Here is a 26505-nt window from a genome sequence, read left to right on the forward strand (position 1 = left end):
ATCTCCTTAAAATGATTTAGTGTTAAAATAAAATGAAAGCGTTTTTCTTATGTTTTTAATTTTACTGAAAAAGCTGTAAAAACAATATGGAGATGTTGCACAAAATTATGACTGGATATTGTGCATATTTGCTAAAATGGCTAAATAAACGGTAAATGCATTATCAAACTGCTTGATATCAATGCCTGTACTTTCATAAAATTTATCGAGTCGATACTGCAGGCTGTTCCTGTGGATATATAAATTCTTTGCTGTTTCAGATACATTTAAATTACATTGAATAAACATTCGAATCGTTTCTAAAGCCTCCGGGTCTGTTAAAAACTCTTTCAAAACCCATTCACTTAATTGCTGCCGTTGCTTATGGGAAAGAATTTCAATAAGGAACGAAGGGTATACCTCGGTATAATCAATCACAGCTGTGTCCATTTTTCGAAAGCTTCTCTCTGCCATGGTGGTAATTTGCTCTATGCAGTCTGCCAAGTCTTTATCATTTTCTAAGTAGGGGCCGATGAAAAACATGATTTTCACATATAATTCACCTGTTAATGTATCGGCGATCTGGTGATAAGTGATGCCCTCCTCTAAAAAACTGGCCGGTTCCTCGATAATAAACCCTTCATTTGTATGATTCCATAATATAGATAAATCTCCTGAAAAAAATTCCTGTAACGTTTTTCTGAATACATTTGTATCAATCTGTCCTTGTTCGATTCGAAAAAAAATAAAACGGTAGCGCCCGGCTTTACCAAGGTTTGCGTCTTTTTGCCGGTGAATCCGTGCTTCCCACTGTTTTTCTTTAGGTGTTTGAATGGGCAACTGAACATGGTAAGAAGTAAGAAAAGTGCCCAGAAGGATTTTATCTCTGTCTGTTAATTCTTTATTATCAATACCGATAACGGTATTTTCCAGTTGGTACCACTTAAAATCAGGGTTTACTTCTTTCTGGTTTTTGGGAAGCTCTGTCAAACTGGGGTAAAGCTTCTTCAATCGTTGTAAATGCAATCGTATTCCTCCTTTTAAACTGAGATAGCAGTTCTATTGCATGCTGCTTTTATTATACTATGAAAATGCAGGATTTATTTTTTAATCCATTAAATAGATATGGCTATACATACGTTAACAGCTTTGTTATAGTAGCAAGAGACGATGAAGGAGGAGTTATATTAATGTCAAATTTACAAGAACAAGCAAATCAATTAGAACAAGCACTTCGTGAAAGCAAAGAATTTCAGGATTTAAAACAAGCTTATGAAGCAGTAATGTCTGACGAAATTGCAAAGCAAATGTTTGAAAACTTCCGTGAAACACAATTAAACCTGCAGGAAAAGCATATGCAAGGTCAAGATATTTCTGAAGAAGAAATTGAAAAAGCAAGACAAATCGTTGAGACGGTTCAACAGCATGATGCCATCTCAAAATTAATGGAAGAAGAGCAGAAACTAAACAATGTGATTAATGAAATCTCTCAAACCATTACAAAACCATTAGAAGAACTTTATGGTGCAGCTGAATAAAAAATGAACGGATACATCCCTGCCGCTGCTTTACCTTTTGCAGCAGCAGGGATTTTAACTTTTTAACGATGAAAGAGCACCAGCTTAGCATTTGGGCTGACACATCGATGTGTATGTTCAGCGTACCCCTCTTTATCCAGCTTTTCCTTTCCAATTTCCTTTGCTTCTGCATGCGTGGAAGCATCAAATTGTGTATCAAGCAGTTTTTCTCCTGATTGTGAAAATACCGTTAAATAATATGTCCCCATCGAATGACCTCCTCCAAAATGTAATCGCTTTACTCTAAATTATAAAACAGATGAAATACTTCTTGCAATAGTTATGAATTGGTATTCATTTTTTCTTGAAGAATAAGAAGTATATAAAAAATGCTGAATATAGCCGCTCCAACGGGTTTCATGGGGTGAGTAATCTTAGGCCCCAGAAATAAACTCCACTTTCCATGGGCCCGAGCTCATCTCCTCTAAAGAAGACTTAGCAATTGGCAAGCCGACAGGCGCAGACAGAGCTAAAGTCGCACTTATGCCCCGAGGGTGAAAAGAAGACTTAGCAATTGGCAAGCCGACAGGCGCAGACAGAGCTAAAGTCGCACTTATGCTCTGAGGGTAGAAAAAAAGAAATTCACTTTTTTCCTGCGGGGTCTTCACCCTGCGCATTCCCACAGGAGTCTCCGTGTATTTCTTCTGGGACTGCGATTACTCGTCCCATCAAAAAGCGTCGCTAGAATTAGCTTCATTTCTTTGAAAGAAAGCAAATAAAACATAATTCTTCTTAGATGGGAGCGGAGGGAAGCCGACTCCTGCGGGAAAAGCAACAGGTGAAGACCCCGCAGGAAGTGATTTTCTTCCGAGGAGGCTGATCCGTTGCCCGCGGAAAGCGACTTCCCGCAGCGGACATCGCTTCGGCGAGGACACTGGTGATTTAAAGACCAAGTGGTGCTCTTGGTTTTCTAATCATAATGATTTAGATAGAAGCGCCGGGGAGGTAATGATAGTAAACAGGATAGATATAATAAAAAAATGAAACGAATGGATATGTTTGTACGTATAACAAGTGGATGAATAAAAATTTGAAAAGTTATATGAACCTTTTGATTCGTTCAATTGTATAGTCAACAGAAGGGAGAGAAGTATGTGCTAAAGCTATCAAATGTCACAAAACGGTTTGGAAATCATACTGCAGTAAACAATTTATCTCTGGAAATTCCTGAAAGAGAAATGTTTGGGTTTTTAGGCGGAAACGGGGCAGGCAAAACAACAACATTTCGTATGATTCTCGGCCTGCTGGATAAAACATCCGGCGATATTACCTGGGACGGCGGCCCGATTTCTTATAATGAGAGTCATTTAATTGGGTATTTGCCGGAAGAAAGAGGGCTGTATCCGAAATTAACAGTGAAAGAGCAAATTATTTATTTAGGACGGCTGCGGGGAATGAAAAAACAAGAGGTTCTTAAAAAGCTGGATGAATGGCTGGAACGGTTTAAAGTACCGGAGTACTTAGATAAAAAAGTGCAGGAGCTGTCTAAAGGGAATCAACAGAAAATACAGTTTATTTCTGCCGTGATTCATGAGCCTAAACTGTTAATATTAGATGAGCCATTTTCTGGATTAGATCCAGTCAATGTAGAAATGCTGAAAAATGCTGTCAAAGATTTAAAAAATCAGGGGACGTCGATTGTTTTCTCTTCTCACCAGATGGAGCATGTCGAGGAAATGTGCCAGCATATCTGTATTCTGCAAAAAGGAACGCCAGTTGTTCATGGCTCCTTACGCGAAATCAAACACAGCTTTGGAAAGAAAAATCTTGATATCCGCGGTGATTTTTCAACAGAATTTTTAAAGAATTATCAAGGTGTGGCTTCTTATAAAGAACTGCCGGATGGATGTGCATTGCAGATTGAGGATGAACAAATTGCACAAGATATATTTTCAGAGCTGCAAGGGAAAGGCTTTGTCCGGAAATTTGAAATTGAAGAGCCTTCTTTAAATGATATCTTTATTGAAAAGGTAGGTGCTTCCTATGAATAAATTCTGGACGATTGTTGGTCATACGTATCTTTCGCGGGTAAAATCGAAATCATTTATTATTACCACGGCAATTACATTAGCTATCATTATTGGTTTTGCAAATATATCCTCTATTATTGATATGTTTTCAGGTGATGAAGAATCGGATCAAGTGCTTGTCATCGATGAATCCGGAATATACGGTGATTATTTGCAGGGGGAAGGGATAAGTGAAGGCGCCGGAATTGCCTTTGAGAATTTTGAAGGAACAGAGGAAGAAGCGAAGGATGCAGTCTCTGCTGAAGAATATGATGGCTTGCTTGTCATTGCTGCCGATGAAAATAATCTGCCCGAAGGAGACTATTATGCGAACCGTATTTCGGAAACGGGCGAACAGGTAGAAATTGAGCAGATTTTGCAGCAGCTGAAGGTGGTTGTTGGAACGCAGGAGGCGGGAATTGACCAGCAAACGTTAGATATGATTTATGCCCCGGTGAGCCTGCAGACAGAGCAGCTGGATGACAGTGCCAGAACAGCAGAAGAAATGAATCAATCTCGAGGTCTGGTATATGTCATGCTGTTTGTTCTGTATATGACCGTTCTTCTATACGGTCAGATGATTGCTACAGATGTTGCAACAGAAAAATCATCCCGCGTCATGGAGCTTCTTATCTCCAGTGCTCCGCCTATGATGCATATGTTTGGAAAGATTGTCGGGATTGCTTTGTTAGGATTGACACAAATGATTATCCTGCTGGGCGGAGGTTACTTTGCCATTCAAGCAAATCAAGATTCTGCAGCAGGGGAATTTTTTGAAGTAATGGGAATTATGGATAATGATCCGGTTATTTACATTTATGCAATTGTCTTTTTCCTATTAGGCTATTTCCTCTATGCAACTCTGGCGGCCATGCTCGGATCGTTAGTCAGCCGGATTGAGGATGTTAATCAATTGATTATGCCGATGACGATGCTGATTGTCATTGCCTTTGTCATTGCAATGACAGGTCTGGGTATGCCTGAATCAACATTGATTACGGTGACATCCTATATCCCATTCTTTACGCCGATGATAATGTTTTTACGTATCGGTATGCTCAATATCCCATTTTGGGAAATTGGTTTGTCTATCGGGATTATGATTGTAACGATTGCTTTGTTTGCTGCATTGGCAGCCCGCGTATACAAAGGCGGGGTACTGATGTATGGCAAATCAGGATCGTTAAAAGATTTTAAACGTGCCATCAATTTATCAAAAAAAGAATAGCTGTATGATTGATTTTAAAATAACCGCTTTGCCTGTGTGGCATATGAAGCGGTTATTTTAAAGGAGTAACGGGAAAGATAATGATGGTTGAACCGGAAGAAATTATCAGCAGGATGATTTATACAAACCTATAGAAACAGACTCTAAAAATAACTCCTGTTCAGGATACGTTTTATTTTGATTAATGATATAATGGACTTTTAAGCAGAAGTCTTCTGCATTGACATATATACGGTAGGGTGGTATATTAAAAGAGAAGATTAAAGGAGGGATACGATGGATTCCTTACATGAGCATACATTGAAACCAAGAACAGATGCCGAGAAAAAAGCAGTGACAAATCGTTTAAAACGAATTGAAGGTCAGGTCCGCGGTATTCAAAAGATGATTGATGAAGATAGATACTGTGTAGATATTCTTGTTCAAATCAGTGCGATTAATTCCGCGTTAAAGCGTGTTGGATTTGAAGTTGCTGAACGTCACATCAAGCATTGTGTCAGCGATGCTGTGAAATCTGGAGAAGGCGATGAAGCAATTGACGAACTGATGGATGTGCTGAATCAGTTTACAAAATAATAAATAAATCATGATAAAAGTCTACACGTACGGTAGGCTTTTTTTATTGTGCTGGAGAATAATCAGCGGATAGAACGTGCATTCTGTTATTGCCTCTGTTAAAATAAGGATATCATAAAACTGGGAGTGGAGACAGTGAATGCAGCAGTTACTTTTATTCATGCAGCTGATTTACATTTAGACAGCTTATTTAAAGGCCTGAGGCATGTGCCTGCCAATCTATTTAAAGAAATTCAAGAAAGCACATTTACTGCTTTGAATCACCTGGTTGATGAAGCGATAAACAATAAGGTAGATTTTGTTTTACTAACAGGTGATCTGTACGATCAAGAATCACAAAGCTTAAAAGCGCAAATAAGACTGCGACGCGCATTTGAAAGGCTGGCCGATGAAAATATTGCAGTATTTTTATCTTATGGAAACCATGATTTCAGAAAAGGGGATGCCTTTGTCGTGGAATACCCCGATAATGTATATATCTTTCCTGATGAATCCGTAACATCTATTCCTTTTTATAAGAATGGAGAAGCGGCTGCGGCTATATACGGATTCAGCTATGAAAATAGAGCTGTATATGAAAATAAATCTTCAGAATATGAACGGACAGAGGATGAATTTCCACTTCATATCGCTATGCTGCATGGCAGCGTGGCAACAAATACAGAGCACGACTCTTATGCGCCATTCCAGCTGAAAGACCTGTTAAACAAACGCATGGATTATTGGGCATTGGGCCATATACATAAACGGCAGCAGCTCCATACAGATCCTCCGGTTATTTATCCGGGCAATATACAAGGGAGGCACCGAAAGGAGACGGGAGAAAAAGGCTGTTATCTGGTTAACTTAAGCAGACATCAGGTAAAGCAAACCTTCCTGCCGCTTCAGGCAATCCGTTATGAAGAAGCACAGGTGGACATTCGGGATTGTCTCACTCCTTCTCAAGCAGAAAAAGCCATTATGAGGCAATTGCCGGAACACAGTGTTCCAAGCTTATTGTATTTGAACATAACAGCAAGAGAAAATGATGCATTTTCCCCGGATGATATCCTTGTTCAAGAGTTAGTTGAAGTGATAAATGAATCTTTGACAGAAGCTTTTCCATGGCAGTATATTTACCGTTATCAGCTTGTTTTGGAGGAAGAACCAGCTCAGCTGAAAGACGCTTTTTTAGAAGATATATTAGAAGAAGCTGATATGGCATTTATTCAGGAAGGATTAAATGAAATTTATCATCACAAGGATGCGCGAAAGTTTTTATCCCCTCTGTCGGAGGAAGAGGAACAGACGATTAAATCGGATGCTTATAAGCTGCTGAATACGCTATTGCGGAAGGAGAGAGCAAAGTGAGGATAAAGGAAATTACGATTTACGGCTTTGGCAGATGGGTCGACCAGTCTTTCTCCTTCTCTGGTTCTAATTTGATAACGCTCTTAGGCGATAATGAAGCCGGGAAGACAACCCTGCATCAATTTATTTTATATATGCTTTTTGGAATGTCCAAAAAGCAATGTGATTTTTATCGTCCCAAAACCAGCAGTAAATTAGGAGGAAGGATGATATTAGAGCATCCTGCGGAAGGAAATATAATGATTGAACGGTTGGATGCGTCTGAGGTCAGATGCTTTGATAACGTTGGAGCGGAAAGAGACATGACCTGGTTCGGAGCTTTTTTGGGAAATATGAATCTGGAAACCTTTCAATCGATTTATTCCTTTTCTAATCAAGATTTAACCGTGATGCAGGATATGAATGAATCGGATATCAGTGAGCTTCTATTAAGTGTCGGTTTAACAGGTTCAACAGCGATTTATAAAGTGGAAAAGAAGCTGCAGGCAGAGCTGCAGAAGCAATTTAAGCCTTCTGGCACCAAGCCGGTTATCAATGAAAAACTAAGTGCGTTACGAATCAAAGATAAACAGACTGGAGAAAGCAAGCAGCTGGAAAAATCATATAAAGAACAAATAGAAAAAATGCGTGCATTGGAAAATAAACATAGGTTGAAAAAAGAGCAGATTGCAGAGAAAAATGAACAGCTGGAAAGAGAAAAGCAGCTGGAAAAAATACTGCCTATACGAAAAGAAATGCTTCGTGTTTCCGAAGAATTGCAAAAACTGGCGGATGTCCGTGATTTTTCATTAGATTATCAGAAGCAAATAGAGACAATCCATGCAGATATGAATCAGGCAGACAGAGAAATCAGCTCCCATCAGGCTACCTTAGACACGTATATGGAGAAAAAACAAGATTTAGAAACGATTTCCCTGCAGGACGGAGAAAAAGAAAAATTAAATCATTTCCTGAATCAAAAAGCAGAAATAACCTTTATGATAGAACGAAAGAAAACGTTGGAAGAGGATTATCAGTATAAAGCCCGTGAAATTACAGAGATGATTCAGGAAAAGCAGATTCGTATAACCGCTGAAGATTTAGAACAGCTGGAATTACCGTTTTATCTTGAAAAGGAATGGGCGGCATTACGTGAAGAGCTGGGAAATGTACAAAAAAGCATCGCTGATAATCAACAGCAGAAAGACCATTTGGCCCAGGAAAAAGCACGAATGGAGGAGGAGCAGAAGCAAGCAGAAAAAGAACTGCTTGCTGACGTGCACGTAGATGAATTAAAACAGCGGATCCAAGCTTATCACCAGACCAATCAACGCAGCGAAACACAGCAACAGTATATGCATCAAATGCTTGGTCAAATGATAGAAGAGAAGCAGAAGCAAACAAAAAGATTTACAGCTGTTGGAATAGGGATTTCCTTGGCAGCAGCCTTTATTGGATATGCAGGAAGCATGCCGTGGCTTTTTTTATTAAGCCTGGCAGGCGGAATTGGTATATATTATTTCCGGCATGTACAACAGCAGGATATCCAAAAATTAAAACAGCAGCAGGAAAGCTGGCAGACCGCCCCCTCTGAACAGGAAATGGACGTGACAGAAGCAGAATATCTGGAAGCACAGGAAATTTTGGAAAAGCAGCAAATATTGCGCAGTAAGCTCTCTGCTTTAAATGAGACGTTACGAGAAACGATTCATCAGCTAAAAGTGAAGGGTACGGCTGAATCTAACCTAATCAAGCAGCAAAATAAATTAGAAGAGGGCAGACGGAAGCAGCAAAATCAGTTTCCATTTTTACAATCCATCGATGTCTTTTATTGGCAGGATATTTACCATTTATTACAAAAGCTGCTTCAGCTGACGAATGAAAAGCAGCATATCTATACAGGATTAGTCAGAGTAAAAGAACGGATAGAGCAGTTTTCAGACCAGGCCAAGAGTTGGCTGAAGCATAAAGGGCTGGCGGAGCAGACTCATATGGATGAAATAATGCATGCCCTTGAAGAAATAGAACAGCAAGAACAGCAGCGCCAGCATGAGCTTCAGCAGCTGAATCAATTTATAAAGGACACCAGCAATAAACAGGCAGCTTTCATCCAAAAAAGAAACCATGATAAGAAAGAAATAGATAAACTGTTAAATATGGCAGAAGTGGAGTCTGTAGAAGTTTATTTTGAAAAGAAGACAAGAAAAGAACAATATAATAAACTGTACGCCAGACAAGAAGAACTGAGAGAAAGAATCCACATCCTGCTTCCGGAGAAATGGCAGCAGGAATGGATAAATGTTTCCATAGAGGGTGCTGACCATTATAAAAAGAAAAAAGAATTAGAGCTGGCTTTAGCGGATGAGGAAGAAGCGTTAGAACAACTAAAGAGTCAGCAGGCAGAATTGAAATTACGTATTGAACAGCTGGAAAGAGCGGAGGATATATCTCTGCAAATGCACCAGCTGGCAATGGAGAAGGAAGAACTGGAGGACTTGGTCAGAACCTGGGCTGTACAAAAAACAGCTTTACGGATGCTGGCTGCTGCGAAAAGCCAATACAAGGATAAATACTTGTCGCTTGTAATTGAAACCGCCCAAATCTATTTTAAAGAGATTACTAGAAATCAATATGATACAATATATTCACCTGCAGCAGAGCAGCCTTTTCAAGTAGAAAACAGCAGGGAAAAACGGCGGTTTCGCGTGGAGGAGCTTTCTCAGGGAACAAGAGATCAGCTTTATATTTCCCTGCGCCTTGCGATTAATGAGGTGATGGCAAAAGCGAGCGGTCTGCCATTTCTGATGGACGATGTTTTAGTGCATTTTGACGGGAAACGTTCAGAACGTATGCAACAGGTACTGGAGCGGATGGCGGAAAATCAGCAGGTTATTGTATTTACATGCCATAGAGAGCTGGCTGAAGCTGCAAATGGAGAAATCATTCATCTTAATGCTAGGGATGCTTGATTTGGAGGGAGGAAAAAAATGAAAAAAGGAATCGCAAATTTAACAGTCGGTGATAAATTTGAAGGGTTTTTATTGATCAATGATGCTACGAAGGGTACGACCAGCAACGGAAAACCATTTTTAACGTTAATGCTTCGAGATGAATCTGGCGAGATAGAATCGAAGCTGTGGGATGCTACCAAAGAAGATGAAGAGAACCTGGTTGGCGAGCAGATTATCCATGTAACGGGAGATATTAATCAATTTCGGGGGAAAAATCAACTACGCATTCATTCCATCCGCTTATCTCAGGAAACAGATCAGGTTCAGGTCAGTGACTTTGTCGGTAAGGCTCCCGTAGGCAAAGAAGAGCTGGGAGAAAAGCTGACAGAAGCTATTTTTGAAATGAAGAACCCAACGTTGCAGCGTATTGTGCGGGGGTTTGTAAAAAAATATCAGCATGAATTACTCATTTATCCGGCTGCTGCGAAAAATCATCATGATGTCGCATCAGGGCTCGCCTATCATATTGTCAGCATGGTGGGGGTTGCCCGTCAGCTTCATGAACTGTATCCCTCCATCAATAAAGATTTATTATATGCAGGTATTATCCTGCATGATATCGGAAAAATAAAGGAATTATCTGGTGTCGTGTCAACAACATATACGCTGGAAGGAAAATTGCTTGGACATATTACCATTATGGTAGAAGAGATAGCAGAAATGGCGAAGGAGCTGCAAGTAGAGGATAAGGAAGAGGTGCTTATTTTACAGCACTTGATTTTAAGTCATCATGGAAAAGCAGAATGGGGCAGTCCGAAGCCTCCAATGGTCAAGGAAGCTGAACTGTTGCATTTAATTGATTTGATTGATGCAAAAATGAATATGCTGGATAAAGCACTGGATAAGGTGCAGCCGGGCGAATTTACAGAGCGGCTTTTTGCAATGGACAATCGCTCTTTCTACAAGCCTTCCTTTGAGTAGCTCTTAAAAAATATTGAATCCATCGGATTGCTGTGAAGATTATGTCATTTTCTATTTACTTGTTCATATATATTTATTAAGGAGTGGACAAGGGGGATTTAAGATGAGCTCGATTCCAATTTGGGTCTTTGCAGTGATTCTGTTAATTTTATTCAGCGGATATATGGCAGTGCGTGCGTTTTTAGCTGAAAGAAAGCTGGATCGGCAGTTTATTGAACGAGAAGGTAAGATATATATGGAACGTATTCAAAAGGAACGATTGAAAAAAAGAGAGCAGTAATAAAATGAAAAAATCGCTACCCATTTTCAAAATGGATAGCGATTTTTTTATTGTTCAGATTCCGTGTCTTCTGCAGGCTGCTCTTCTTCAGAAGGCTGTTCAAATAAATCTTCAAGTCCTTCAGCAGAGATATCTACATTCGCATCTTCAATTAAATTTTGAAGTTTTGCTTGAATATCTTCCTGATTTGCTTGTTGAAGAACGAGTTCGCTTCTTAATTCATCTTTTAATTCTTCAAAATCGCCAATGGATTCTTCTTTTTCACGTACATCATTTACTTTGATGATATGGAAACCAAATTGAGATTGCACAGGGTCGCTGATTTCACCTGGTTCCATAGAGAATGCAACTTCTTCAAACTCAGGAATCATATCGCCGGCAGAGAAGTAACCAAGATTACCGCCGTCTTCTGCACTGCCATCTGTTGAGTATTCTGAAGCAAGGTCTTCAAACTCTTCCCCATCATCTAATTTTTCTTTTACTTCATTTGCTGTTTCTTCATCCTGCACAAGAATATGCTGTGCATCTACTTCTGAATTCTTTCTGTCATAGTAATCCTTCAGCTCTTCATCCGTAATTTCCATATCTTCAGAAATAGCGGCTTCCTGAAGCATTCCTACATAGACTAAATCTCTAAGTTCTTCTTCATCACCGAATTGCTGAGCCACCATGGAATCAAATTCATCTTCGCCAAGTTCATTTTTCATGGTATCGATTTCTTCATCTACTTGCTCGTCAGTCACTTCGTATTGGTCTTCTAACACTTTTATGGTAACAAGCTCTTCAAGAACAGCTTCTCCATTACGTTCTTTTAATTCATCATAAAACTCTTCTTTTGTGACGTCGCCTGCGTCTGTAGTCGCGACCACTTCATCATCGGAAGAATTACATGCAGCCAATGCAAGCACACTGGCAGATATTGTTGCTGCTAATGTCCATTTTTTCATGTCTGATACACACCTCTACTCTTTTCTCATCTTACTTTTATTGTTTACCATGATTAATATATCATACTTTTCCAGTTTAAATAATTATTTTCAACTTTTTACTAAAAAATCACATTAAACTGTCACATTTAAAACACGCAGATAAGAACAAACTAGCATAGCTACCAATATCATATTCGTAACCCGATCCATTCTTTCTGATTTTTGCTTGGAAAGCTCCATTTTTGTACTTAAAGCACTAATCATCACATTAAAAATAAGTAATATAAAAAAACCAAAAATGATATAAAAAATAGCCATGTTCTATGTACGCCCCTTTACAATAATGCTACTTCTCTAACTCTATCAAAAACAAATCGCATTGAACAGTCATAAAGCGCAACTTAATAGAGTAAATCACGTTTTTTCTCTTCCTGTAAAACCATATTTTTATGATTGCGATAGAGAGGCTGCGGACACGCATGCTGTAATAAAGTAAAAAAAAGCTTTTACCAGCGGAATTTTGCCAGCAAAAGCTTTCTTTCTATGAATTGGCATTTGTGTTTTTAAGTTTTTCTTCTAATTCACGGATACTTGATTCAATTTGTTCCAGTGACTGGTGAATATTATCCTGCTGAGGTTCTACAGCGTTTTTCCAGTCTTCAACGGATTTTCGCATTTCTTCCGTCAATTCTTTGACTAAAACAGCACCTTCTTTAGAAGTTCGAAGCAGCTGCTCTTTGATTCGAATGCTGTCTTCTTTTAAATTCATCAATAGTTCTTTTAATTCTAAGGATTGATTTTTGACTCTTACACGAACATCCTTGCCTGATTCAGGTGTGCTTAATAGTGCAATGCCAGCACTGACAGATGCTCCAACGATAAAACCCAGGGTTAATGATTTTTTCTTAGACATAATAGGAAATGCACTCCTTTCTTCTTTCACATATACCTTTTCCTTTTACGATATGTACTTAAACATCTTCCTGCAAAATAAATGCAATATACATATTATAGGAAAAAGAATCAATTTCTGCTAGTATGAATGTTTTTTTACTATCTTTATTTTAACACAAAATAGATAAGATATGATAAATATACTTTTTTAGAATGGAAAAAGCATTCGCTCCAATTTAAAATGGAACGAATGCTTCGGAAGACAAAGAAGAGCTGAAAGTATTTTTAACTCTCTGATCTCCTTTACGAAACCGCAGCTACTTTACTTCGCTTCATAATTCCCTCTACAATTGGATAAACAACCAGCATGATAACGGTATTCATTACTGCTGCTGGAAGAACAACAGCTGCAAATAAAGCAAGAAAACCGCCTTCTAAGAATCCTAAGAAGAAAAGCGCAACAGATAAAAAGATACTGCCGCTGATCAGTGTCCCGGCAAATGTTAATACAGAAGCTGTTACTTTTGTATTCATCTGCTTTCTTACCAGCAAAAATAACAGAAAGAAAGCAACTGCTGTCAACGGTTTATCAATCAGGTTGGCAATTTGCCCTCCCGGAGCCGCTGTGGTCAATGCGGAAATAGCACCTGTTGCAAATGCAAGCAGAATAACATAATTCCATTTAGGGAATAAAATAATACCTAAAAACATCATTGCCAGCATCATATCAGGCTTTACACCAAATAATAGCGGGGGCATTACAAAATGCAGTACGGTTCCGATACTTACCAAAAGGGCAAGAATGGTTAAAATTTTTGTCTTCATTACTTAACTCTCCTCTACTTTTCTATACTCTGCTTTCCGGTTGTGCGCTCATCGCCAGCCGCGAAAGGTTATAGTCAGTATATCAAATGCTGTTGAAAATAAAAAGAACGAAATGGATTGTTTCTAGTGTTTGATTTGCTCATTGATTGCTTTTGCAACCGCCTGTAAATCATCTGATGTGTAATCCTCTGTATGCGTTATCCAATTTGGTGTGTACCCATCTCCATCGCCGTAGCGCGGAATTAAATGAACGTGCAGATGGAAGACTGACTGCTCAGCAACCGGTTCGTTATTATTAAGCAGATTGATTCCTAATGGCTGATAGGCATCGCGAATAGCGTTAGCAATAACGGGTATTCTACTGAATAATTCTTTTGCTGTTTCTGGCGGTGTTTCATAAATATTCTTAGTGTGTTCTTTAGGAATAACAAGTGTATGCCCTTTGGTTACTTGACTGATATCGAGGAAAGCATAAACCTTATCATCCTCGTAAACTTTGGCAGAGGGAATGTCTCCATCGATAATTTTGCAAAAAATACAATCTTCATGTGCCATCTTTTGTTCCTCCCTATCTAATTTAAAATGTAATCTTTTATCTATTGTATAGAGTTGGACCGGGTAAAGTAAAGGGTTCTGTATTAAACTTGTTAAAGGATGTCTAAAAAACTTCCCGTAATTTGTAGAACGGTTCATTTTGGAATCTTCTTCGAATGATGATAAAATCAGATTAGTGAACAAAGGGGGTTAACAAGGTGAGTTCCTTATTACATATTGAAAACTTGTATGGAGGCTATACCCATAAAAATGTACTGCACGATATATCATTTGATTTAAATAAAGGAGAAATCGTCGGGCTGATTGGATTAAACGGTGCTGGAAAAAGTACAACCATTAAGCACATTATCGGTCTGATGCAGCCAAAAAAAGGGGAGGTACAGGTAGAGGGGAAAAGCTTTCAGGATGATCCTGAAGGGTATCGTAACCAGATGGCATACATTCCGGAGATGCCTATCCTGTACGATGAGCTGACTTTATATGAACATCTCAGGCTGACAGCCATGGCCTACGGAATTGAAGAAGAGGTGTTTGAGCAGAGGCTGCCTAAGCTTTTAAAAGAGTTTCGGTTAGAAAAGAAATTGAATTGGTTCCCGGTCCATTTCTCAAAAGGAATGCGGCAGAAGGTTATGATTATGTGTGCTTTTCTGATTGAACCGCCGCTTTATATTGTGGATGAGCCATTTGTTGGTCTGGATCCATTAGGTATCCAGTCTTATCTGCAGATGATGGACTCGATGAAAAAGCAGGGGGCAGGCGTCTTAATGTCCACGCATATTCTGGCAACAGCGGAGAGATACTGTGACCGTTTTCTTATTTTACATGATGGAAAATTACGTGCGGAAGGAACATTAGAGGAGCTTCGCATGCAATTCCAGATGCCAGGGGCGACTTTGGATGATTTATATGTACAGCTGACAAAGGAAGATGATCATGTTTGATTCGCACGCACTTTATAAAAAACGTTTATCTTCCCATGTCAAAAATTTAAGCAGATATTTAAAATATATGTTCAACGGACATATTGCATTTGCCATGTTTTTTTTCATTGCTGCAACTGCTTATTATTATCAGCAGTGGCTGGAACAATTACCGGAGAATTTTCCGACTGGAATCATCATGGGAATTGTTTTAGGATTGCTGATCAGCTATAATCCAATCCGCACATTATTGCAGGAGCCGGATTTGGTGTTTCTTATTGCTGCTGAGCAGCAGATGGGATCGTATTTCCGTAATAGCTTGATTTACAGCTTTGCGATCCAGACGTACCTCATTGTACTTGCAGCGGCTGCATTCAGTCCGCTTTATTTCGCCAGTTTCAGCGGACGGGCAGGAAGCATATACCTTGTTACGCTTCTGTTATTTCTGGTTTTTAAAGGCATGAATATGCTGGCAAACTGGAATATGCTGAAGGTAAGAGAGAAGAGTTTGCGAACCATTGATTTAACAGCACGTACACTGCTTAATATTGTAACAGCCTACTTTGTGATTGAAGGACAGGCATTATACGCTGTGATAACGATCGTATTGCTGCTTCTTGTAATTGTATATGATTTTATTGTGGCAGCAAAACAGCCGGGCATTATTTGGGAATTGTTAATAGAAAAGGACCAAATCCGCCTGCAATCCTTTTACCGGATTGCGAATTTATTTGCGGATGTTCCGCATTTGAAGAATAAAGTAAAAAGAAGAGAATGGCTGACAAAGACCTTTATCAGCAGAATCCCATTCGAGCGTTCAGCTGCCTATGATTACTTGTATCAGATTTCTTTTCTCCGCAGCGGAGATTATTTAGGGATGTATCTCCGGCTTGTGGTAATCGGCGGTATTTTCATCTGGGTCATTCCTAATGTCTGGATAAAGCTATTATTTGCTATTCTGTTTATTTATTTGAGTGTTTTTCAGATGATGGCTCTATATCACCATCATCGTACGCAAATGTGGCTGGATCTGTATCCGCTGAAGCCCGGATTAAAACTGGATGCAGTGATTAAAATTATTCGCAAGCTCGGCTATATGCAGGCATTTGCTTTTACCTTCTTATTTATTTTTCAGCTTGAGTGGCTGGGGAGTATTATTGTATTAATTGGCGGTCTTGCTTTTGTCTGGGCATACGTAACATTCTACGTGCAACCTAAACTGGATAAGGTATAAAAAACAAGCTGACGAGAGAATAGCCTCGTCAGCTTGTTTTATTTGGCTTGTTCCTGATAGGTCAAATAAATATTTGCAAAAGCTTTTGCAGCTATAAGCATTGCTTTTTCATCAATATCAAACCTCGGATGATGATGCGGATAATCATTTCCCTCCAGATTCGCACCTGTCAGGAAGAAAGCACCTGGTTTTTCTAATAAATAATAAGCGAAATCTTCTCCGACCATTAACGGATCTGTAATCGCGGCAATGTCTACACCGTCAATTTCCTTTGTTGTCTGAAGGACAAGATCTGTCTGCTCTGGATGATTGATAACCGGCGGATATCCTTTAACATAGTCAAACGTATAGGAAGCGCCGAAAGAATCGCAAACCCCTTTTAGAATCTGCTCCATTTCTTGAATGATTTTTTCTTGCACTGCTGTATCGAAATGTCTGACGGTTCCGACCAATTTAGACTGGTCGGCAATGATGTTAAAGGCATTCCCTGCTTCAAAAATACCAATTGAGATAACGGCAGATGATAATGGGCTTAATCGTCTGCTCACAATTTGCTGGAGTTGGGAAACTGCCTCAGCACCAATCACGATGGCATCCTTTGTATCTTGCGGAATAGCGCCGTGACCGCCCTTTCCCTGAATCGTAATTTCAAACCGGTCCGTACCTGCCATGATTGCCTGATGTGTAGAATAAATACTTCCAAGCGGCAGGGTTGCCCATAAGTGTGTGCCAAATACAGCATCTACATCTTTCAGAGCACCAGCTTCAACAATCGGTTTCGCCCCGCCGGGAGCATATTCTTCTGCATGCTGATGAATAAAGACAATACTTCCTTCCAAGTCATTTTGAAACTGCTGCATTACTTTTGCAAAGGTAAGCAGGGTAGCAGTATGTCCGTCATGACCGCAAGCATGCATAACACCCGGAATCTGGGATTTATAGGGAACATCCTTCTCATCCTGTATCGGCAGTGCATCAAAGTCAGCCCGGAAAGCAACGGTTTTGCCCGGCTTTGCCCCTTTTAATGTTGCTACAATACCGTTACCGCCAACATTTTTTTCATATGGAATACCTAATTTTTCATAATAGTTTGCGATGTATTTAGCAGTTTCTGTTTCTTGAAATGACAGCTCAGGATGCTGATGCAAATATCTGCGGATGTCTACCATTTCTTCATATGTGTTATCAAGGAGTGAATGAATTGCTGATAACATGTTAATCACCTCTTTCAATTGATAGCCTTGTGACTCAACTTTCGCACCTAAGAATAAGCATATATATCATGCTATTCCAGAATGAACATGTTTTCGATTACCATGCTTGCTTTTTGGTTAAATATCCGGCCTTTTTGGAGATTAACTCCTGTTTCTATGGAAATAAAGTTACTTTTTAATGTGCGAAAGTTGAGCTTACGAAAAATAGAGAAAAGCCTTCTAATTTCAATCTCTTTCATTATATCACTAATCCATGCAGCTGTAGAACAAATATTTCGAGGATAAAAATACTTGCTTATGTCTGCAATATAAAAACCATGAAGCAGTAATCGCTTCATGGTCAGGAAGAAGTTCATATCAATTGTTCTTAATGGATACGCGGGTCTTCTAATAGTCTCTCTATTTCTTCTTTATGATGTGTTTCATCAGAGATCAAGTCCTCTAATTTCACAACCAGCTCTGTCAGCCCCAGTTCCTCAGCCTGTGCTTTTCTTTTTTCATAGCGCTTGATCGTATCTGTCTCAGATTGAAGGGAAGCCTTCAATAAATCTACAACTTGGGAAGGCTGCGGTACAGAAGCTGCTTCTGTAGTCGGAGTGCCGCCAAGTGATTTGATTTTTTCGGATAAATAAAGTGCATGTCCTAATTCGTCTGTTATTTCTGATTCAAAAAATGGTTTCAGCGCGGACCTGTATAAACCTGAGACAACGGATGCGCTGTACGTATACTGGATAGCTGCAGCGTATTCATTCGATAAATCTTCATTTAACCCGTCAATTAATTCTTGTAATTTTGCATCCATACTTTATCACCCTTCTTTATGATTTTTACTTCTTTATATATATTTCCCATTGTTATTTTTGTCAAACCTGTTTAGCATAAAAAAAGAGAACAGAAAAGGAGAGATTATATGAAAAATAAAACAGCAGCAGTTTTGTTCAGCGTATGGATGGCTGCTTGTTTACTTAGTATTGTCTGGATAATACAAATAAAACGTGATATTTTGCCATATACCGATCAATGGACCAGAGGAATCGTTCCTCATGTGCATGGAACAGGTTTATTTGATTTTTTTAGAGTGATTACGGAGTTAGGCTCTTCGCATGTGCTTATCCCGATAGCCATTGCTGCAGCGGCAGGACTTATGCTGTTGTATAAGCATTGGTATCCGGCGCTGCTGCTTTTAGGAGGAACGTTATTTGCGCATTTACTTAATACATGGATAAAGCAGCTTGTAGCCAGAGAAAGGCCGAGTGTCTCTGTTACTTTAAATGCTGAAGGATTTAGTTTTCCATCGGGACACAGTATGATTTCCATGGTTTTTTACGGGCTGCTGGCTTATTTACTATGTAAAAAAATACATTCAGAGAAAGGAAAGCTGACGGTGCAGATTCTATCAGGAATGCTCGTTTGTTTAATCGGAATCAGCCGCTATTTTATTAATGTACATTATATAACAGATATTATCGCCGGATTTACAATTGGTTTTGCGCTGCTTTATATTTATATTCGTATAGATAAAAACGTCTCAGACTTAAGACGGAGAAGAGAACCTGCTTAAGCTGGTTCTCTTTTAATCCTATTCTGAAGTAAAATAGAGTCATAGAGAAAGGGGTTGATGAAACACATGAGGAGAGTTTTTTCTTATTTTATAGCAATTTGCTTCATTTGGATTGGAATCATGTTAATTGTAAACAGTTTAAATATAGATGGTTTTGAATTAAATTTTGGCTGGACATATATTTATCCATTATTCTTTGTGGTTGCCGGAGCTGTGCTGCTGGGAAGTGCTGTAATCAGAAAAGGCGGCAGGTGGATGATAGGCACGTTCTTGCTCATTTTTGGAGGACTCTTGTTAGCAGATCGGTTTGGGCTGGTTGATTTTACATTTTGGAATGTGTTTAAGCTCTGGCCGCTGATTCTGATTTTTATAGGAATCAGTCTATTTCGCGGACTTCATTTTTTGACTGTGTACAGCGGCAGTTCGAAAAAACAAAAAAAAGATCGCTGGTATGCCTTCTCTGAACCTAAAAAGAATGATGCAACATTCACGATAGGTGATATGGAGAAGAAGGGAAACTGGAATTTGGAGCCGATGAATATTAGCACCATGGTAGGCAATTTTTATTTAGACCTGACTGATGCGTATATCCCGGATGAAGAAACAGAAATAAATATTCGTTCGCTGGCGGGCGATGTCACTATCCTGATTCCCGGAGAAGTGGAATTTCAAGCCAAAGCAGCAGCTAAGGCTGGAGATATCAATATTTTGGATGAGGAATCGACAGGAATCAATACATCCTTGTTTTATAAAACGGATCAGTTTGAAACTGCTACCAAAAAATTATTTATCGACATTCGCTTAAAGGCAGGCTCTATTCGGGTAGATCGAGTATAAGATGGGAGGGGGGAGAAAATGAAACGTTGGGGAAAAAGTATCCGATTCAGCTTTATAAAATCTCATCTTTATGTTTTATTTTTAACAACATGCATCCTGCTGGCTATTATTCTATCCTTATTTGTTATTTTGGAGCCGGACTGGCTAACGGCACAAAGTATCTTTTTATTTATCGGCTTATATATTATCATTGGATTTATTTTGTCCCTGCAGGCCGGATTTACACAAATCGGTAATTTATTAAAAATTCGTTTAGATGCTATCTCCATCCAAATTAAGCAATTTGCCAACGGAAATTATACTTCTAAAATCACGAATGTTCATGAGGATGTGGATGAAACAGATCGAATTATTGCTGAGCTGAATGATTTAGGAGATAAATTGCAACGGCAAGTGGAGTCCTTACAGCGGATGGCCGATGAGAAATCAGATTATGCGAAATCAGCACATAAAGCAGCAGTTATTGAAGAACGGCAGCGGATTGCCCGGGACCTTCATGATGCTGTCAGCCAGGAGCTTTTTGGGCTGGCAATGCTATCAGAGACAGCATTAAAGCTATTTGATAAAAATCCTGCTACAGCGAAAGAACAAATGGAGGAAGTCGTACATTCTGCGCATCAGGCACAGGCGGAAATGCGTGCATTATTGCTTCATTTACGGCCGGTTTATCTTACCGGCGGAGAAACGTTAGAAGAAGGCATTCAGAAATTAATCGATGCTTTAGAACAAAAAAGCAATCTGACATTCCAAATCGATATGGATGAAGGCTTAGATTTAAAAGAAGTAGTCGAGGAGCACATTTTTCGAATTATTCAGGAATCCTTATCGAACATCCTGCGGCATGCGAATGCAAATATGGTTCAGGTAGAAATAAAACAGAGGCAAGAAGAGCTTTATGTCCGTATTGAAGATGATGGCATCGGCTTTGAATCAGATGATCAGCAGAATAATAAAGCTTCTTATGGTCTGAAAACAATGAAGGAACGCAGCGAAGAATTAGGTGGAACATTTACCATTCGTTCCAAAGAAGGGCAGGGTACATATATTTATATTCGAATTCCCAATCAGGGGAATTAAAAAGGGGAGAATGTATTATGATTCGTGTAGTTGTCATTGATGATCATGATGTAGTGCGTAAAGGAATTATTTCTTTTTTACAGACGGAGGATGATATTGAAATTGCAGGGCAGGCGGACAGCGGATTTAAAGGAGCTGAGCTTGTTATCCAGGAGAAGCCCGAAGTCGTGCTGATGGATTTAATTATGGAAAATGGAAATGGTATCGAAGCAACCAGACAGATCATGACTTCTTATCCAGAATGCAAGGTGATTATTTTGACATCCTATTATGATAATGAACAGGTAATCCCTGCCTTGGAAGCAGGAGCATTCAGCTATTTGCTGAAAACCTCTAATGCACAGGAAATTGCAGAAGCTGTACGAAAAGCAGCCAAAGATGAAAATGTGATTGAACCAAAGGTTGCTAACACAATGATGAACCGTTTTCGCACCCCTGCGAAAAAACCCCATGAAGATTTGACCGAACGGGAATTAGAAGTGCTGCTGTGTATTGGGGATGGAATGACCAATCAAGAAATCAGTGAAAAACTCTATATCGGAATTAAAACGGTGAAAACACATGTAAGCAATATTTTAAGTAAGCTGGAAGTGAATGACAGAACCCAGGCTGCTGTTTACGTACACAGGAATCAATTATTTAAAACAGCAGGAGATTGATTCGCTTCACATGAAGATACGCCACCAACAAAAAAGGTTGTCCGCAGGGGAACAACTTTTTTTAGAATAAGAAAGTATAAAATGTTAAGGATAGCCGCTCCAGAAATACATTACACTTTCCGTGGGCTTGAGTTCAGCCTCCTCTAAAGAAGACTTAGCAATTGGCAAGCCGACAGGCGCAGACAGAGCTAAAGTCGCACTTATGCCCTGAGGGTAGAAAAAAAAGGAGTTCACTTTTTTCCTGCTTAGGTCTTCACCCTGCGCATTCCCACAGGAGTCTCCGTGTATTTCTTCTGGGACTGGGACTGCGATTACTCGTCCCATCAAAAAGCGTCGCTAGAATCAGCTTCTTTTCTTTGAAAGAAAGCAAATGAAACATATTTCTTCAAAGATGGGAGCGGAGGGAAACCGACTCCTGCGGGAAAAGCAACAGGTGGAGACCTAAGCAGGAAGCGGTTTTCTTACCGTGCGGCTGAACGTTGCCCGCGGAAAACGACTTCCCGTAGCGGACATCTCTTTGGCGAGAACACTGATGTTTTAAAAACAAAGCGGTATTCTTGGTTTTTCTTGATGAAACGATTATTAAAGGGAATTGTCCGAAAACAACCTGCTGCATAGATGTTCGTTTTCTGTATTTATTCTTCCTTCTCATGCATATGCCCTGAAATAACAAACGGACGCTCCATAAAGTAACTCGGCTGTTTTGCCTGCTGCGAATCATGAGCTTTTTTAAATTGATCGGAGTTTTTCCAGTTCTCAAAATCAGCAAACGATTTCCACTGTGTTAAAACCACATATTTACTTGATTTTTCCTGACGTAAAAAACGCCATGCTTGAAAGCCTTCCATTTTTTCAATGCCGCTGTCACTATGCTTCATACGATATTCAAAGGCGGGGCTGCTGTCTTCTGAGATAGGGAGATGATTCATAACCACATACCCTTCCTTAGATAATTCGCCAACCGATTTTAATACATCAAAGGCTTGACCGGCTGAAAAAATATTTTTAGAGCTGTTTTCATAATAGGCGATACCGCCATCATTACTGGCGATAAAGTAAAAGTCAATATGCTTATTTTTTTTCTCCAATGTTTCTAAAAAATGAATCGTTCCTCTGGACATAAATGCTTTCATAAAATTCCTCCTTCAATTGTCGACCTTCTTTGAATATCTACTTATAATTAAATTGTACACAAATACAAATAATATTGAAAATAATACCCTTTTGTCGAATGTACTTGTAATTTAAGGATGTCCATTCTTTATCAAAAGATGAGAATAACGTATAATGAATGCGTATATGCTACTTGAGGTGAACTTATGAGAAGCGAGCGAAGAAATGAAAAAAGAAACGAACGCAAAAAACAGCAGAAGAATGTTTTTCGACAAAAAATCAAATGGCTGGGAATAGCCGTCGCTGCTGTTTTTCTTTTATTATTAAGCGGCTATGGTCTGCTCATTTTAGGCGGGAAAATGATTGCCAATGAGGAAGATTTACAGCTTGATTTGACGACCACTATCCGCACAGAGAATGGAGAAGTTATCCGGACATTATACAACGAGAACAGAGAGTATGTTTCAACAGACCATATACCAGACCATGTTCTGGAAGCATTTGTTGCAGTGGAAGATCGCCGGTTTTATGAGCATCAGGGAATTGATCTGCAGTCGATCAGCAGAGCTGTTTACCGTGATATTTTAGCGAGAAGCAAAGTAGAGGGCGGAAGCACCATCACACAGCAATTATCTAAAAATCTTTTTTTGTCAAATGATAAATCCTGGACAAGAAAAATAAAAGAAATGATGGCGTCACTTTATCTGGAGCGCAGACTCAGCAAGGACGAGATATTAGAGTTATATGTGAACCAGGTTTACTTTGGAGAGGGAGTATATGGCCTGCAGAAGGCTTCAGAATATTTCTTTTCAAAAGATGTTGATGAGTTAACGATATCTGAGGGAGCACTGCTTGCCGGGTTAATGAAGGCACCCAATGGATATTCGCCTTTAAATCATCCTGATAAAGCAGCAGAGCGCAGAAATGTTGTTTTAATGACCATGGAATCAGCCGGCTTTATAGATGAAGAAACAATGGCTGCAGAGCAGGAAAAAGGATTAGGAATCAATCTGAAAGAAGAAGAAAGAGGAACGAATCCCTGGGTCGACAGCTATGTTGATATTGCTATAAAAGAGGCTGCGGAAGCGCATGACTTAAGCTTTGCCGAATTGCAAAGCGGAGGCTATGATATTACTGTCTATATGAATGAAGATTTTCAGCAGGTTGCTTATCAGAACTTTCAAGAGGATGCTTTCTTCCCTGGGAATACAGAGGGGACAGAGGGAGCCTTTGTTATGCTGGATAAGAATAACGGACATATTGTCTCGGCTATCGGCGGACGGGATTATAGCTTTGGTGATTTAAACCGGACAAATGTACAGCGGCAGCCGGGGTCAACCTTTAAACCAGTTGCTGTGTATGGACCTGCGTTGATGCAGGAAGACGAGTATAATCCTTATACAATTATCCCTGATCAATATATGGATATAGACGGGTATGAAGCAACCAATGTTAGTGGAGAATATAAGAATAACATAACGATTTATCAAGCGATTGTTGAATCAACAAATACCTCTGCAGTCTGGCTGCTTAACGAAATTGGAATAGACAATTCGAAATCCTATCTGGAGAAAATGGGGATGCCAATCGAGGATAAAGGATTGTCGATTGCACTGGGAGGTTTAAATAAAGGGGTCACGCCGCTGCAAATGGCCCAAAGCTTCCAGACCTTTGCAAATAATGGAGAAATGTCGAAAGCGACAGCAATAGCGGAGATAAAAGACCGTAACGGGGAAATTATTTATCAGTCGGAATCAAGCAGCGAAGAAGTATTTACCCCGCAGGTTGCCTGGGATATGACAGAAATGCTTAAAGAAACCGTCCGGACAGGGACAGCAAGCTCCGGCTACTATGGTAAGGAGCTTGCTGGGAAAACAGGAACAACACAGCATCCAGCTGTTGACGGAGCGTCAAAGGATGCCTGGTTTGTAGGCTATACACCCGATTATGTTACGGCTATGTGGATGGGCTATGATCGGTCTGATGCAGAGCATTATTTGACAGGAGGAAGTTCTTACCCGACGTCCTTGACCAAAAAAATATTGACCGATATCGATAACCAGACGGGTTCTGGATTAACAGCGTCCTTTGAGATGCCAGAAGGTGTAGAAGCTTTGCCGGAGCCGATTGATTTACCAGTCATCGAGCATGTAGATGCAAGCTATACCTTTGGCGGATTTGCTTTATTGAAAGGAAAGCTTAGCTGGGAAGGCTCCACAGATGATCGAGTCGTCTACCGTATTTATAAAGAAGAAGAAGGTACAGATGAGCTGGTCGGAGAAGTGGAAGGAGAAACAGAATTTATCGTTGATGATGTTTGGTTCCGCAACGAAACGTATTATGTCGTTCCGGTTGATCCCATTACCAATATGGAAGGTTCTCATTCCACATCCGTATCCTTTTTCTAATATCTTGCCGGTTCGTTTTATCACGGAGAACCGTCCGTAAAATCTCGCCTCAAAATAAAGCGTAAAGATAAATTTATTTATGCGGGAGATAACGGACGCTAACTCCCTGAATCACTTAGGCTAACCCAGTGGGAGAAGAACAAAACTCCTACTGAGTGAAGTTTCGTTTTATAAGAAATATCTTTTTAGAATGATTATAAAATGAGACAATTTGATGACAAACAAATCGTAACCCTATACAGAAATGCGATAAATAGATATAGTTAGAGATGGAAAAAGAATATAAAGGATGAACGTTGCATGGCAAAAGTAAAAAATACAACTATTTTAGACGCATATCGCGGAAAGAAAACAGACTACACGCCAGCTTGGTTTATGCGCCAGGCTGGAAGGTCCCAACCAGAATACCGGGCATTAAAAGAAAAATATTCCCTGTTTGAAATTACTCATCAGCCGGAGCTTTGTGCTTATGTTACAAGACTTCCGGTAGAAAATTACGGAGTGGATGCGGCGATTCTTTATAAGGATATTATGACGCCTCTGCCGGCTATCGGGGTAGATGTAGAAATCAAAAGCGGAATTGGACCAGTGATCGACCAGCCAATCCGGAGTATGCAGGATATAGAAAAGCTTGGTGAGATCAATCCGGAAAGTGATGTTCCTTATGTGCTGGATACCATACGCCTGCTGACAGAGGAACAGCTTGATGTACCATTGATCGGCTTTTCCGGAGCGCCGTTTACATTAGCGAGCTATATGATTGAAGGCGGACCTTCAAAAAACTATACGAAAACAAAAGCGTTAATGTATCGTGAACCACAGACTTGGTTTGCATTAATGGATAAATTGTCAAAAATGATTATTCGTTATGCAGAAGCGCAAATTAAAGCTGGTGCAAGTGCGATTCAAATCTTTGATTCTTGGGTCGGCGCATTAAACGTGGAAGATTACCGTTATTTTATGAAACCAGTCATGATGGATATTTTTTCAGCGTTAAAAAAATATGATGTACCGCTGATTACCTTTGGTGTAGGAGCAAGACATCTTCTGCTCGAGTGGAATGACCTGCCTGTCGATGTCATTGGCCTGGATTGGCGCACTTCCGTGGAAGAAGCGAGAAGCTTAGGTGTAACGAAAGCACTGCAAGGAAATCTGGACCCTGCAATTTTACTTAGTAATTGGGAGACAATTGAAAAAAGAACGAAAGCGATTCTTGATCAAGGAATGAACACAGAAGGCTATGTCTTTAACCTTGGTCATGGTGTTACTCCTGATATTAAGCCGGAAACCTTAAAACGGCTGACAGATTTTATTCACAGCTATTCCAACCAAAATTGAGGAACAAACCCGGGCTAATGAAGCCCGGGTC

Annotated in this window: 27 protein-coding genes; 16 read left to right on the plus strand and 11 right to left on the minus strand. The window is 39.7% G+C overall.

Features of this window, described 5'->3' with window-relative positions; translation table 11 throughout:
* Positions 1-105: 105 nt before the first annotated feature.
* Complete coding sequence (locus ACFO3P_RS22440) at positions 106-1005, minus strand: PucR family transcriptional regulator (RefSeq protein WP_193064761.1); 900 nt, start codon at positions 1003-1005, stop codon at positions 106-108.
* A gap of 164 nt (positions 1006-1169) precedes the next feature.
* Between ACFO3P_RS22440 and ACFO3P_RS22445 the strand changes: the two genes are divergently transcribed.
* Positions 1170-1517, plus strand: coding sequence for a YlbF/YmcA family competence regulator (locus tag ACFO3P_RS22445; protein WP_042534660.1), 348 nt, complete (start codon positions 1170-1172; stop codon positions 1515-1517).
* A 62-nt stretch (positions 1518-1579) separates the two neighbouring features.
* Here the strand turns inward: ACFO3P_RS22445 and ACFO3P_RS22450 are convergent, their stop codons facing one another.
* Complete coding sequence (locus tag ACFO3P_RS22450; protein WP_042534658.1) at positions 1580-1765, minus strand: YhzD family protein; 186 nt, start codon at positions 1763-1765, stop codon at positions 1580-1582.
* Between the two features lie 165 nt (positions 1766-1930).
* Positions 1931-2173: a hypothetical protein gene (locus ACFO3P_RS22455; RefSeq protein WP_042534656.1), complete on the minus strand. Its 243-nt coding sequence runs from the start codon at positions 2171-2173 to the stop codon at positions 1931-1933.
* 477 nt (positions 2174-2650) lie between these two features.
* On the opposite strand from ACFO3P_RS22455, the gene ACFO3P_RS22460 reads away from it, so the two are divergent.
* From ACFO3P_RS22460 to ACFO3P_RS22490, 7 genes are all read left to right on the plus strand, one after another.
* Positions 2651-3547 carry an ABC transporter ATP-binding protein gene (locus ACFO3P_RS22460; protein ID WP_042534654.1) on the plus strand — a complete coding sequence of 299 codons (897 nt, stop codon included), beginning with the start codon at positions 2651-2653 and terminating at the stop codon, positions 3545-3547.
* Positions 3540-4793 carry an ABC transporter permease gene (locus tag ACFO3P_RS22465; RefSeq protein ID WP_042534653.1) on the plus strand — a complete coding sequence of 418 codons (1254 nt, stop codon included), beginning with the start codon at positions 3540-3542 and terminating at the stop codon, positions 4791-4793. The genes ACFO3P_RS22460 and ACFO3P_RS22465 overlap by 8 nt, the downstream gene beginning before the upstream one ends.
* A 276-nt stretch (positions 4794-5069) precedes the next feature.
* Entirely contained in the window at positions 5070-5369 is a 300-nt protein-coding gene (locus ACFO3P_RS22470; RefSeq protein WP_042534650.1) for a metal-sensing transcriptional repressor, read from the plus strand.
* Positions 5370-5504: 135 nt separating this feature from the next.
* Positions 5505-6719: a metallophosphoesterase family protein gene (locus ACFO3P_RS22475; protein WP_193064763.1), complete on the plus strand. Its 1215-nt coding sequence runs from the start codon at positions 5505-5507 to the stop codon at positions 6717-6719.
* Positions 6716-9667: an AAA family ATPase gene (locus ACFO3P_RS22480; protein WP_193064764.1), complete on the plus strand. Its 2952-nt coding sequence runs from the start codon at positions 6716-6718 to the stop codon at positions 9665-9667. Before ACFO3P_RS22475 ends, ACFO3P_RS22480 begins: the two co-directional genes overlap by 4 nt.
* An 18-nt stretch (positions 9668-9685) precedes the next feature.
* Entirely contained in the window at positions 9686-10630 is a 945-nt protein-coding gene (gene yhaM, locus ACFO3P_RS22485) for a 3'-5' exoribonuclease YhaM (RefSeq protein WP_042534644.1), read from the plus strand.
* 103 nt (positions 10631-10733) lie between these two features.
* Positions 10734-10910, plus strand: a complete 177-nt coding sequence (locus ACFO3P_RS22490) for a sporulation YhaL family protein (RefSeq protein ID WP_042534641.1) — start codon at positions 10734-10736, stop codon at positions 10908-10910.
* A 47-nt stretch (positions 10911-10957) separates the two neighbouring features.
* Here ACFO3P_RS22490 and ACFO3P_RS22495 read toward each other — a convergent pair whose 3' ends face one another.
* The 5 genes from ACFO3P_RS22495 to ACFO3P_RS22515 all read right to left on the minus strand — a co-directional run bounded on the left by ACFO3P_RS22495 (position 10958) and on the right by ACFO3P_RS22515 (position 14113).
* Entirely contained in the window at positions 10958-11857 is a 900-nt protein-coding gene (locus ACFO3P_RS22495; protein WP_042534639.1) for a peptidylprolyl isomerase, read from the minus strand.
* 114 nt (positions 11858-11971) lie between these two features.
* A complete protein-coding gene (locus tag ACFO3P_RS22500; RefSeq protein WP_042534637.1) occupies positions 11972-12157 on the minus strand; it encodes a hypothetical protein in 186 nt (61 codons plus the stop codon).
* Between the two features lie 223 nt (positions 12158-12380).
* The gene (locus ACFO3P_RS22505) at positions 12381-12752 is read right to left on the minus strand and encodes a YtxH domain-containing protein (protein WP_042536304.1); all 372 of its coding nucleotides are present in this window, start codon (positions 12750-12752) and stop codon (positions 12381-12383) included.
* A gap of 284 nt (positions 12753-13036) precedes the next feature.
* A complete protein-coding gene (locus tag ACFO3P_RS22510; RefSeq protein ID WP_042534635.1) occupies positions 13037-13558 on the minus strand; it encodes a tryptophan transporter in 522 nt (173 codons plus the stop codon).
* Between the two features lie 123 nt (positions 13559-13681).
* The gene (locus tag ACFO3P_RS22515) at positions 13682-14113 is read right to left on the minus strand and encodes an HIT family protein (RefSeq protein ID WP_042534633.1); all 432 of its coding nucleotides are present in this window, start codon (positions 14111-14113) and stop codon (positions 13682-13684) included.
* A gap of 197 nt (positions 14114-14310) precedes the next feature.
* Here ACFO3P_RS22515 and ACFO3P_RS22520 point away from each other — a divergent pair, with 197 nt between their 5' ends.
* Complete coding sequence (locus ACFO3P_RS22520) at positions 14311-15054, plus strand: ABC transporter ATP-binding protein (protein WP_042534631.1); 744 nt, start codon at positions 14311-14313, stop codon at positions 15052-15054.
* Positions 15047-16267 carry an ABC transporter permease gene (locus ACFO3P_RS22525; RefSeq protein WP_042534629.1) on the plus strand — a complete coding sequence of 407 codons (1221 nt, stop codon included), beginning with the start codon at positions 15047-15049 and terminating at the stop codon, positions 16265-16267. Before ACFO3P_RS22520 ends, ACFO3P_RS22525 begins: the two co-directional genes overlap by 8 nt.
* 38 nt (positions 16268-16305) lie before the next feature.
* On the opposite strand, the gene ACFO3P_RS22530 is transcribed toward ACFO3P_RS22525, so the two are convergent.
* Complete coding sequence (locus ACFO3P_RS22530) at positions 16306-17481, minus strand: M20 family metallopeptidase (protein ID WP_042534627.1); 1176 nt, start codon at positions 17479-17481, stop codon at positions 16306-16308.
* A gap of 367 nt (positions 17482-17848) precedes the next feature.
* A complete protein-coding gene (locus ACFO3P_RS22535; protein ID WP_042534623.1) occupies positions 17849-18283 on the minus strand; it encodes a ferritin-like domain-containing protein in 435 nt (144 codons plus the stop codon).
* A 108-nt stretch (positions 18284-18391) separates the two neighbouring features.
* On the opposite strand from ACFO3P_RS22535, the gene ACFO3P_RS22540 reads away from it, so the two are divergent.
* The 4 genes from ACFO3P_RS22540 to ACFO3P_RS22555 all read left to right on the plus strand — a co-directional run bounded on the left by ACFO3P_RS22540 (position 18392) and on the right by ACFO3P_RS22555 (position 21615).
* On the plus strand, positions 18392-19042 hold the full coding sequence (locus tag ACFO3P_RS22540) for a phosphatase PAP2 family protein (RefSeq protein WP_042534622.1): 651 nt from the start codon (positions 18392-18394) through the stop codon (positions 19040-19042).
* A gap of 66 nt (positions 19043-19108) precedes the next feature.
* Positions 19109-19879: a cell wall-active antibiotics response protein LiaF gene (gene liaF / locus ACFO3P_RS22545; protein ID WP_042534620.1), complete on the plus strand. Its 771-nt coding sequence runs from the start codon at positions 19109-19111 to the stop codon at positions 19877-19879.
* 18 nt (positions 19880-19897) lie between these two features.
* Positions 19898-20956, plus strand: a complete 1059-nt coding sequence (locus ACFO3P_RS22550; RefSeq protein WP_042534619.1) for a sensor histidine kinase — start codon at positions 19898-19900, stop codon at positions 20954-20956.
* A gap of 17 nt (positions 20957-20973) precedes the next feature.
* Positions 20974-21615 carry a response regulator gene (locus tag ACFO3P_RS22555; protein WP_042534618.1) on the plus strand — a complete coding sequence of 214 codons (642 nt, stop codon included), beginning with the start codon at positions 20974-20976 and terminating at the stop codon, positions 21613-21615.
* 635 nt (positions 21616-22250) lie between these two features.
* Here the strand turns inward: ACFO3P_RS22555 and ACFO3P_RS22560 are convergent.
* On the minus strand, positions 22251-22748 hold the full coding sequence (locus tag ACFO3P_RS22560) for an antibiotic biosynthesis monooxygenase family protein (protein ID WP_042534615.1): 498 nt from the start codon (positions 22746-22748) through the stop codon (positions 22251-22253).
* A gap of 186 nt (positions 22749-22934) precedes the next feature.
* Here ACFO3P_RS22560 and ACFO3P_RS22565 point away from each other — a divergent pair, with 186 nt between their 5' ends.
* On the plus strand, positions 22935-25136 hold the full coding sequence (locus tag ACFO3P_RS22565) for a transglycosylase domain-containing protein (protein ID WP_052485087.1): 2202 nt from the start codon (positions 22935-22937) through the stop codon (positions 25134-25136).
* Positions 25137-25436: 300 nt separating this feature from the next.
* Entirely contained in the window at positions 25437-26474 is a 1038-nt protein-coding gene (gene hemE, locus ACFO3P_RS22570) for a uroporphyrinogen decarboxylase (RefSeq protein WP_042534614.1), read from the plus strand.
* Positions 26475-26505: the final 31 nt, after the last annotated feature.

The organism is Oceanobacillus aidingensis (assembly GCF_042654105.1).
Taxonomy (GTDB): Bacteria; Bacillota; Bacilli; order Bacillales; family Amphibacillaceae; genus Oceanobacillus; species Oceanobacillus oncorhynchi.

Bases quoted from the DNA above. Each gene is read 5' to 3' on its own strand.
- ACFO3P_RS22445 (WP_042534660.1), top strand. From the start codon at position 1,170: ATGTCAAATTTACAAGAACAAGCAAATCAATTAGAACAAGCACTTCGT.
- ACFO3P_RS22450 (WP_042534658.1), bottom strand. From the start codon at position 1,765: ATGGGGACATATTATTTAACGGTATTTTCACAATCAGGAGAAAAACTG.
- ACFO3P_RS22455 (WP_042534656.1), bottom strand. From the start codon at position 2,173: ATGCGCAGGGTGAAGACCCCGCAGGAAAAAAGTGAATTTCTTTTTTTC.
- ACFO3P_RS22465 (WP_042534653.1), top strand. From the start codon at position 3,540: ATGAATAAATTCTGGACGATTGTTGGTCATACGTATCTTTCGCGGGTA.
- ACFO3P_RS22470 (WP_042534650.1), top strand. From the start codon at position 5,070: ATGGATTCCTTACATGAGCATACATTGAAACCAAGAACAGATGCCGAG.
- yhaM (WP_042534644.1), top strand. From the start codon at position 9,686: ATGAAAAAAGGAATCGCAAATTTAACAGTCGGTGATAAATTTGAAGGG.
- ACFO3P_RS22490 (WP_042534641.1), top strand. From the start codon at position 10,734: ATGAGCTCGATTCCAATTTGGGTCTTTGCAGTGATTCTGTTAATTTTA.
- ACFO3P_RS22495 (WP_042534639.1), bottom strand. From the start codon at position 11,857: ATGAAAAAATGGACATTAGCAGCAACAATATCTGCCAGTGTGCTTGCA.
- ACFO3P_RS22500 (WP_042534637.1), bottom strand. From the start codon at position 12,157: ATGGCTATTTTTTATATCATTTTTGGTTTTTTTATATTACTTATTTTT.
- ACFO3P_RS22505 (WP_042536304.1), bottom strand. From the start codon at position 12,752: ATGTCTAAGAAAAAATCATTAACCCTGGGTTTTATCGTTGGAGCATCT.
- ACFO3P_RS22510 (WP_042534635.1), bottom strand. From the start codon at position 13,558: ATGAAGACAAAAATTTTAACCATTCTTGCCCTTTTGGTAAGTATCGGA.
- ACFO3P_RS22515 (WP_042534633.1), bottom strand. From the start codon at position 14,113: ATGGCACATGAAGATTGTATTTTTTGCAAAATTATCGATGGAGACATT.
- ACFO3P_RS22525 (WP_042534629.1), top strand. From the start codon at position 15,047: ATGTTTGATTCGCACGCACTTTATAAAAAACGTTTATCTTCCCATGTC.
- ACFO3P_RS22530 (WP_042534627.1), bottom strand. From the start codon at position 17,481: ATGTTATCAGCAATTCATTCACTCCTTGATAACACATATGAAGAAATG.
- ACFO3P_RS22535 (WP_042534623.1), bottom strand. From the start codon at position 18,283: ATGGATGCAAAATTACAAGAATTAATTGACGGGTTAAATGAAGATTTA.
- ACFO3P_RS22540 (WP_042534622.1), top strand. From the start codon at position 18,392: ATGAAAAATAAAACAGCAGCAGTTTTGTTCAGCGTATGGATGGCTGCT.
- liaF (WP_042534620.1), top strand. From the start codon at position 19,109: ATGAGGAGAGTTTTTTCTTATTTTATAGCAATTTGCTTCATTTGGATT.
- ACFO3P_RS22550 (WP_042534619.1), top strand. From the start codon at position 19,898: ATGAAACGTTGGGGAAAAAGTATCCGATTCAGCTTTATAAAATCTCAT.
- ACFO3P_RS22555 (WP_042534618.1), top strand. From the start codon at position 20,974: ATGATTCGTGTAGTTGTCATTGATGATCATGATGTAGTGCGTAAAGGA.
- ACFO3P_RS22560 (WP_042534615.1), bottom strand. From the start codon at position 22,748: ATGAAAGCATTTATGTCCAGAGGAACGATTCATTTTTTAGAAACATTG.
- ACFO3P_RS22565 (WP_052485087.1), top strand. From the start codon at position 22,935: ATGAGAAGCGAGCGAAGAAATGAAAAAAGAAACGAACGCAAAAAACAG.
- hemE (WP_042534614.1), top strand. From the start codon at position 25,437: ATGGCAAAAGTAAAAAATACAACTATTTTAGACGCATATCGCGGAAAG.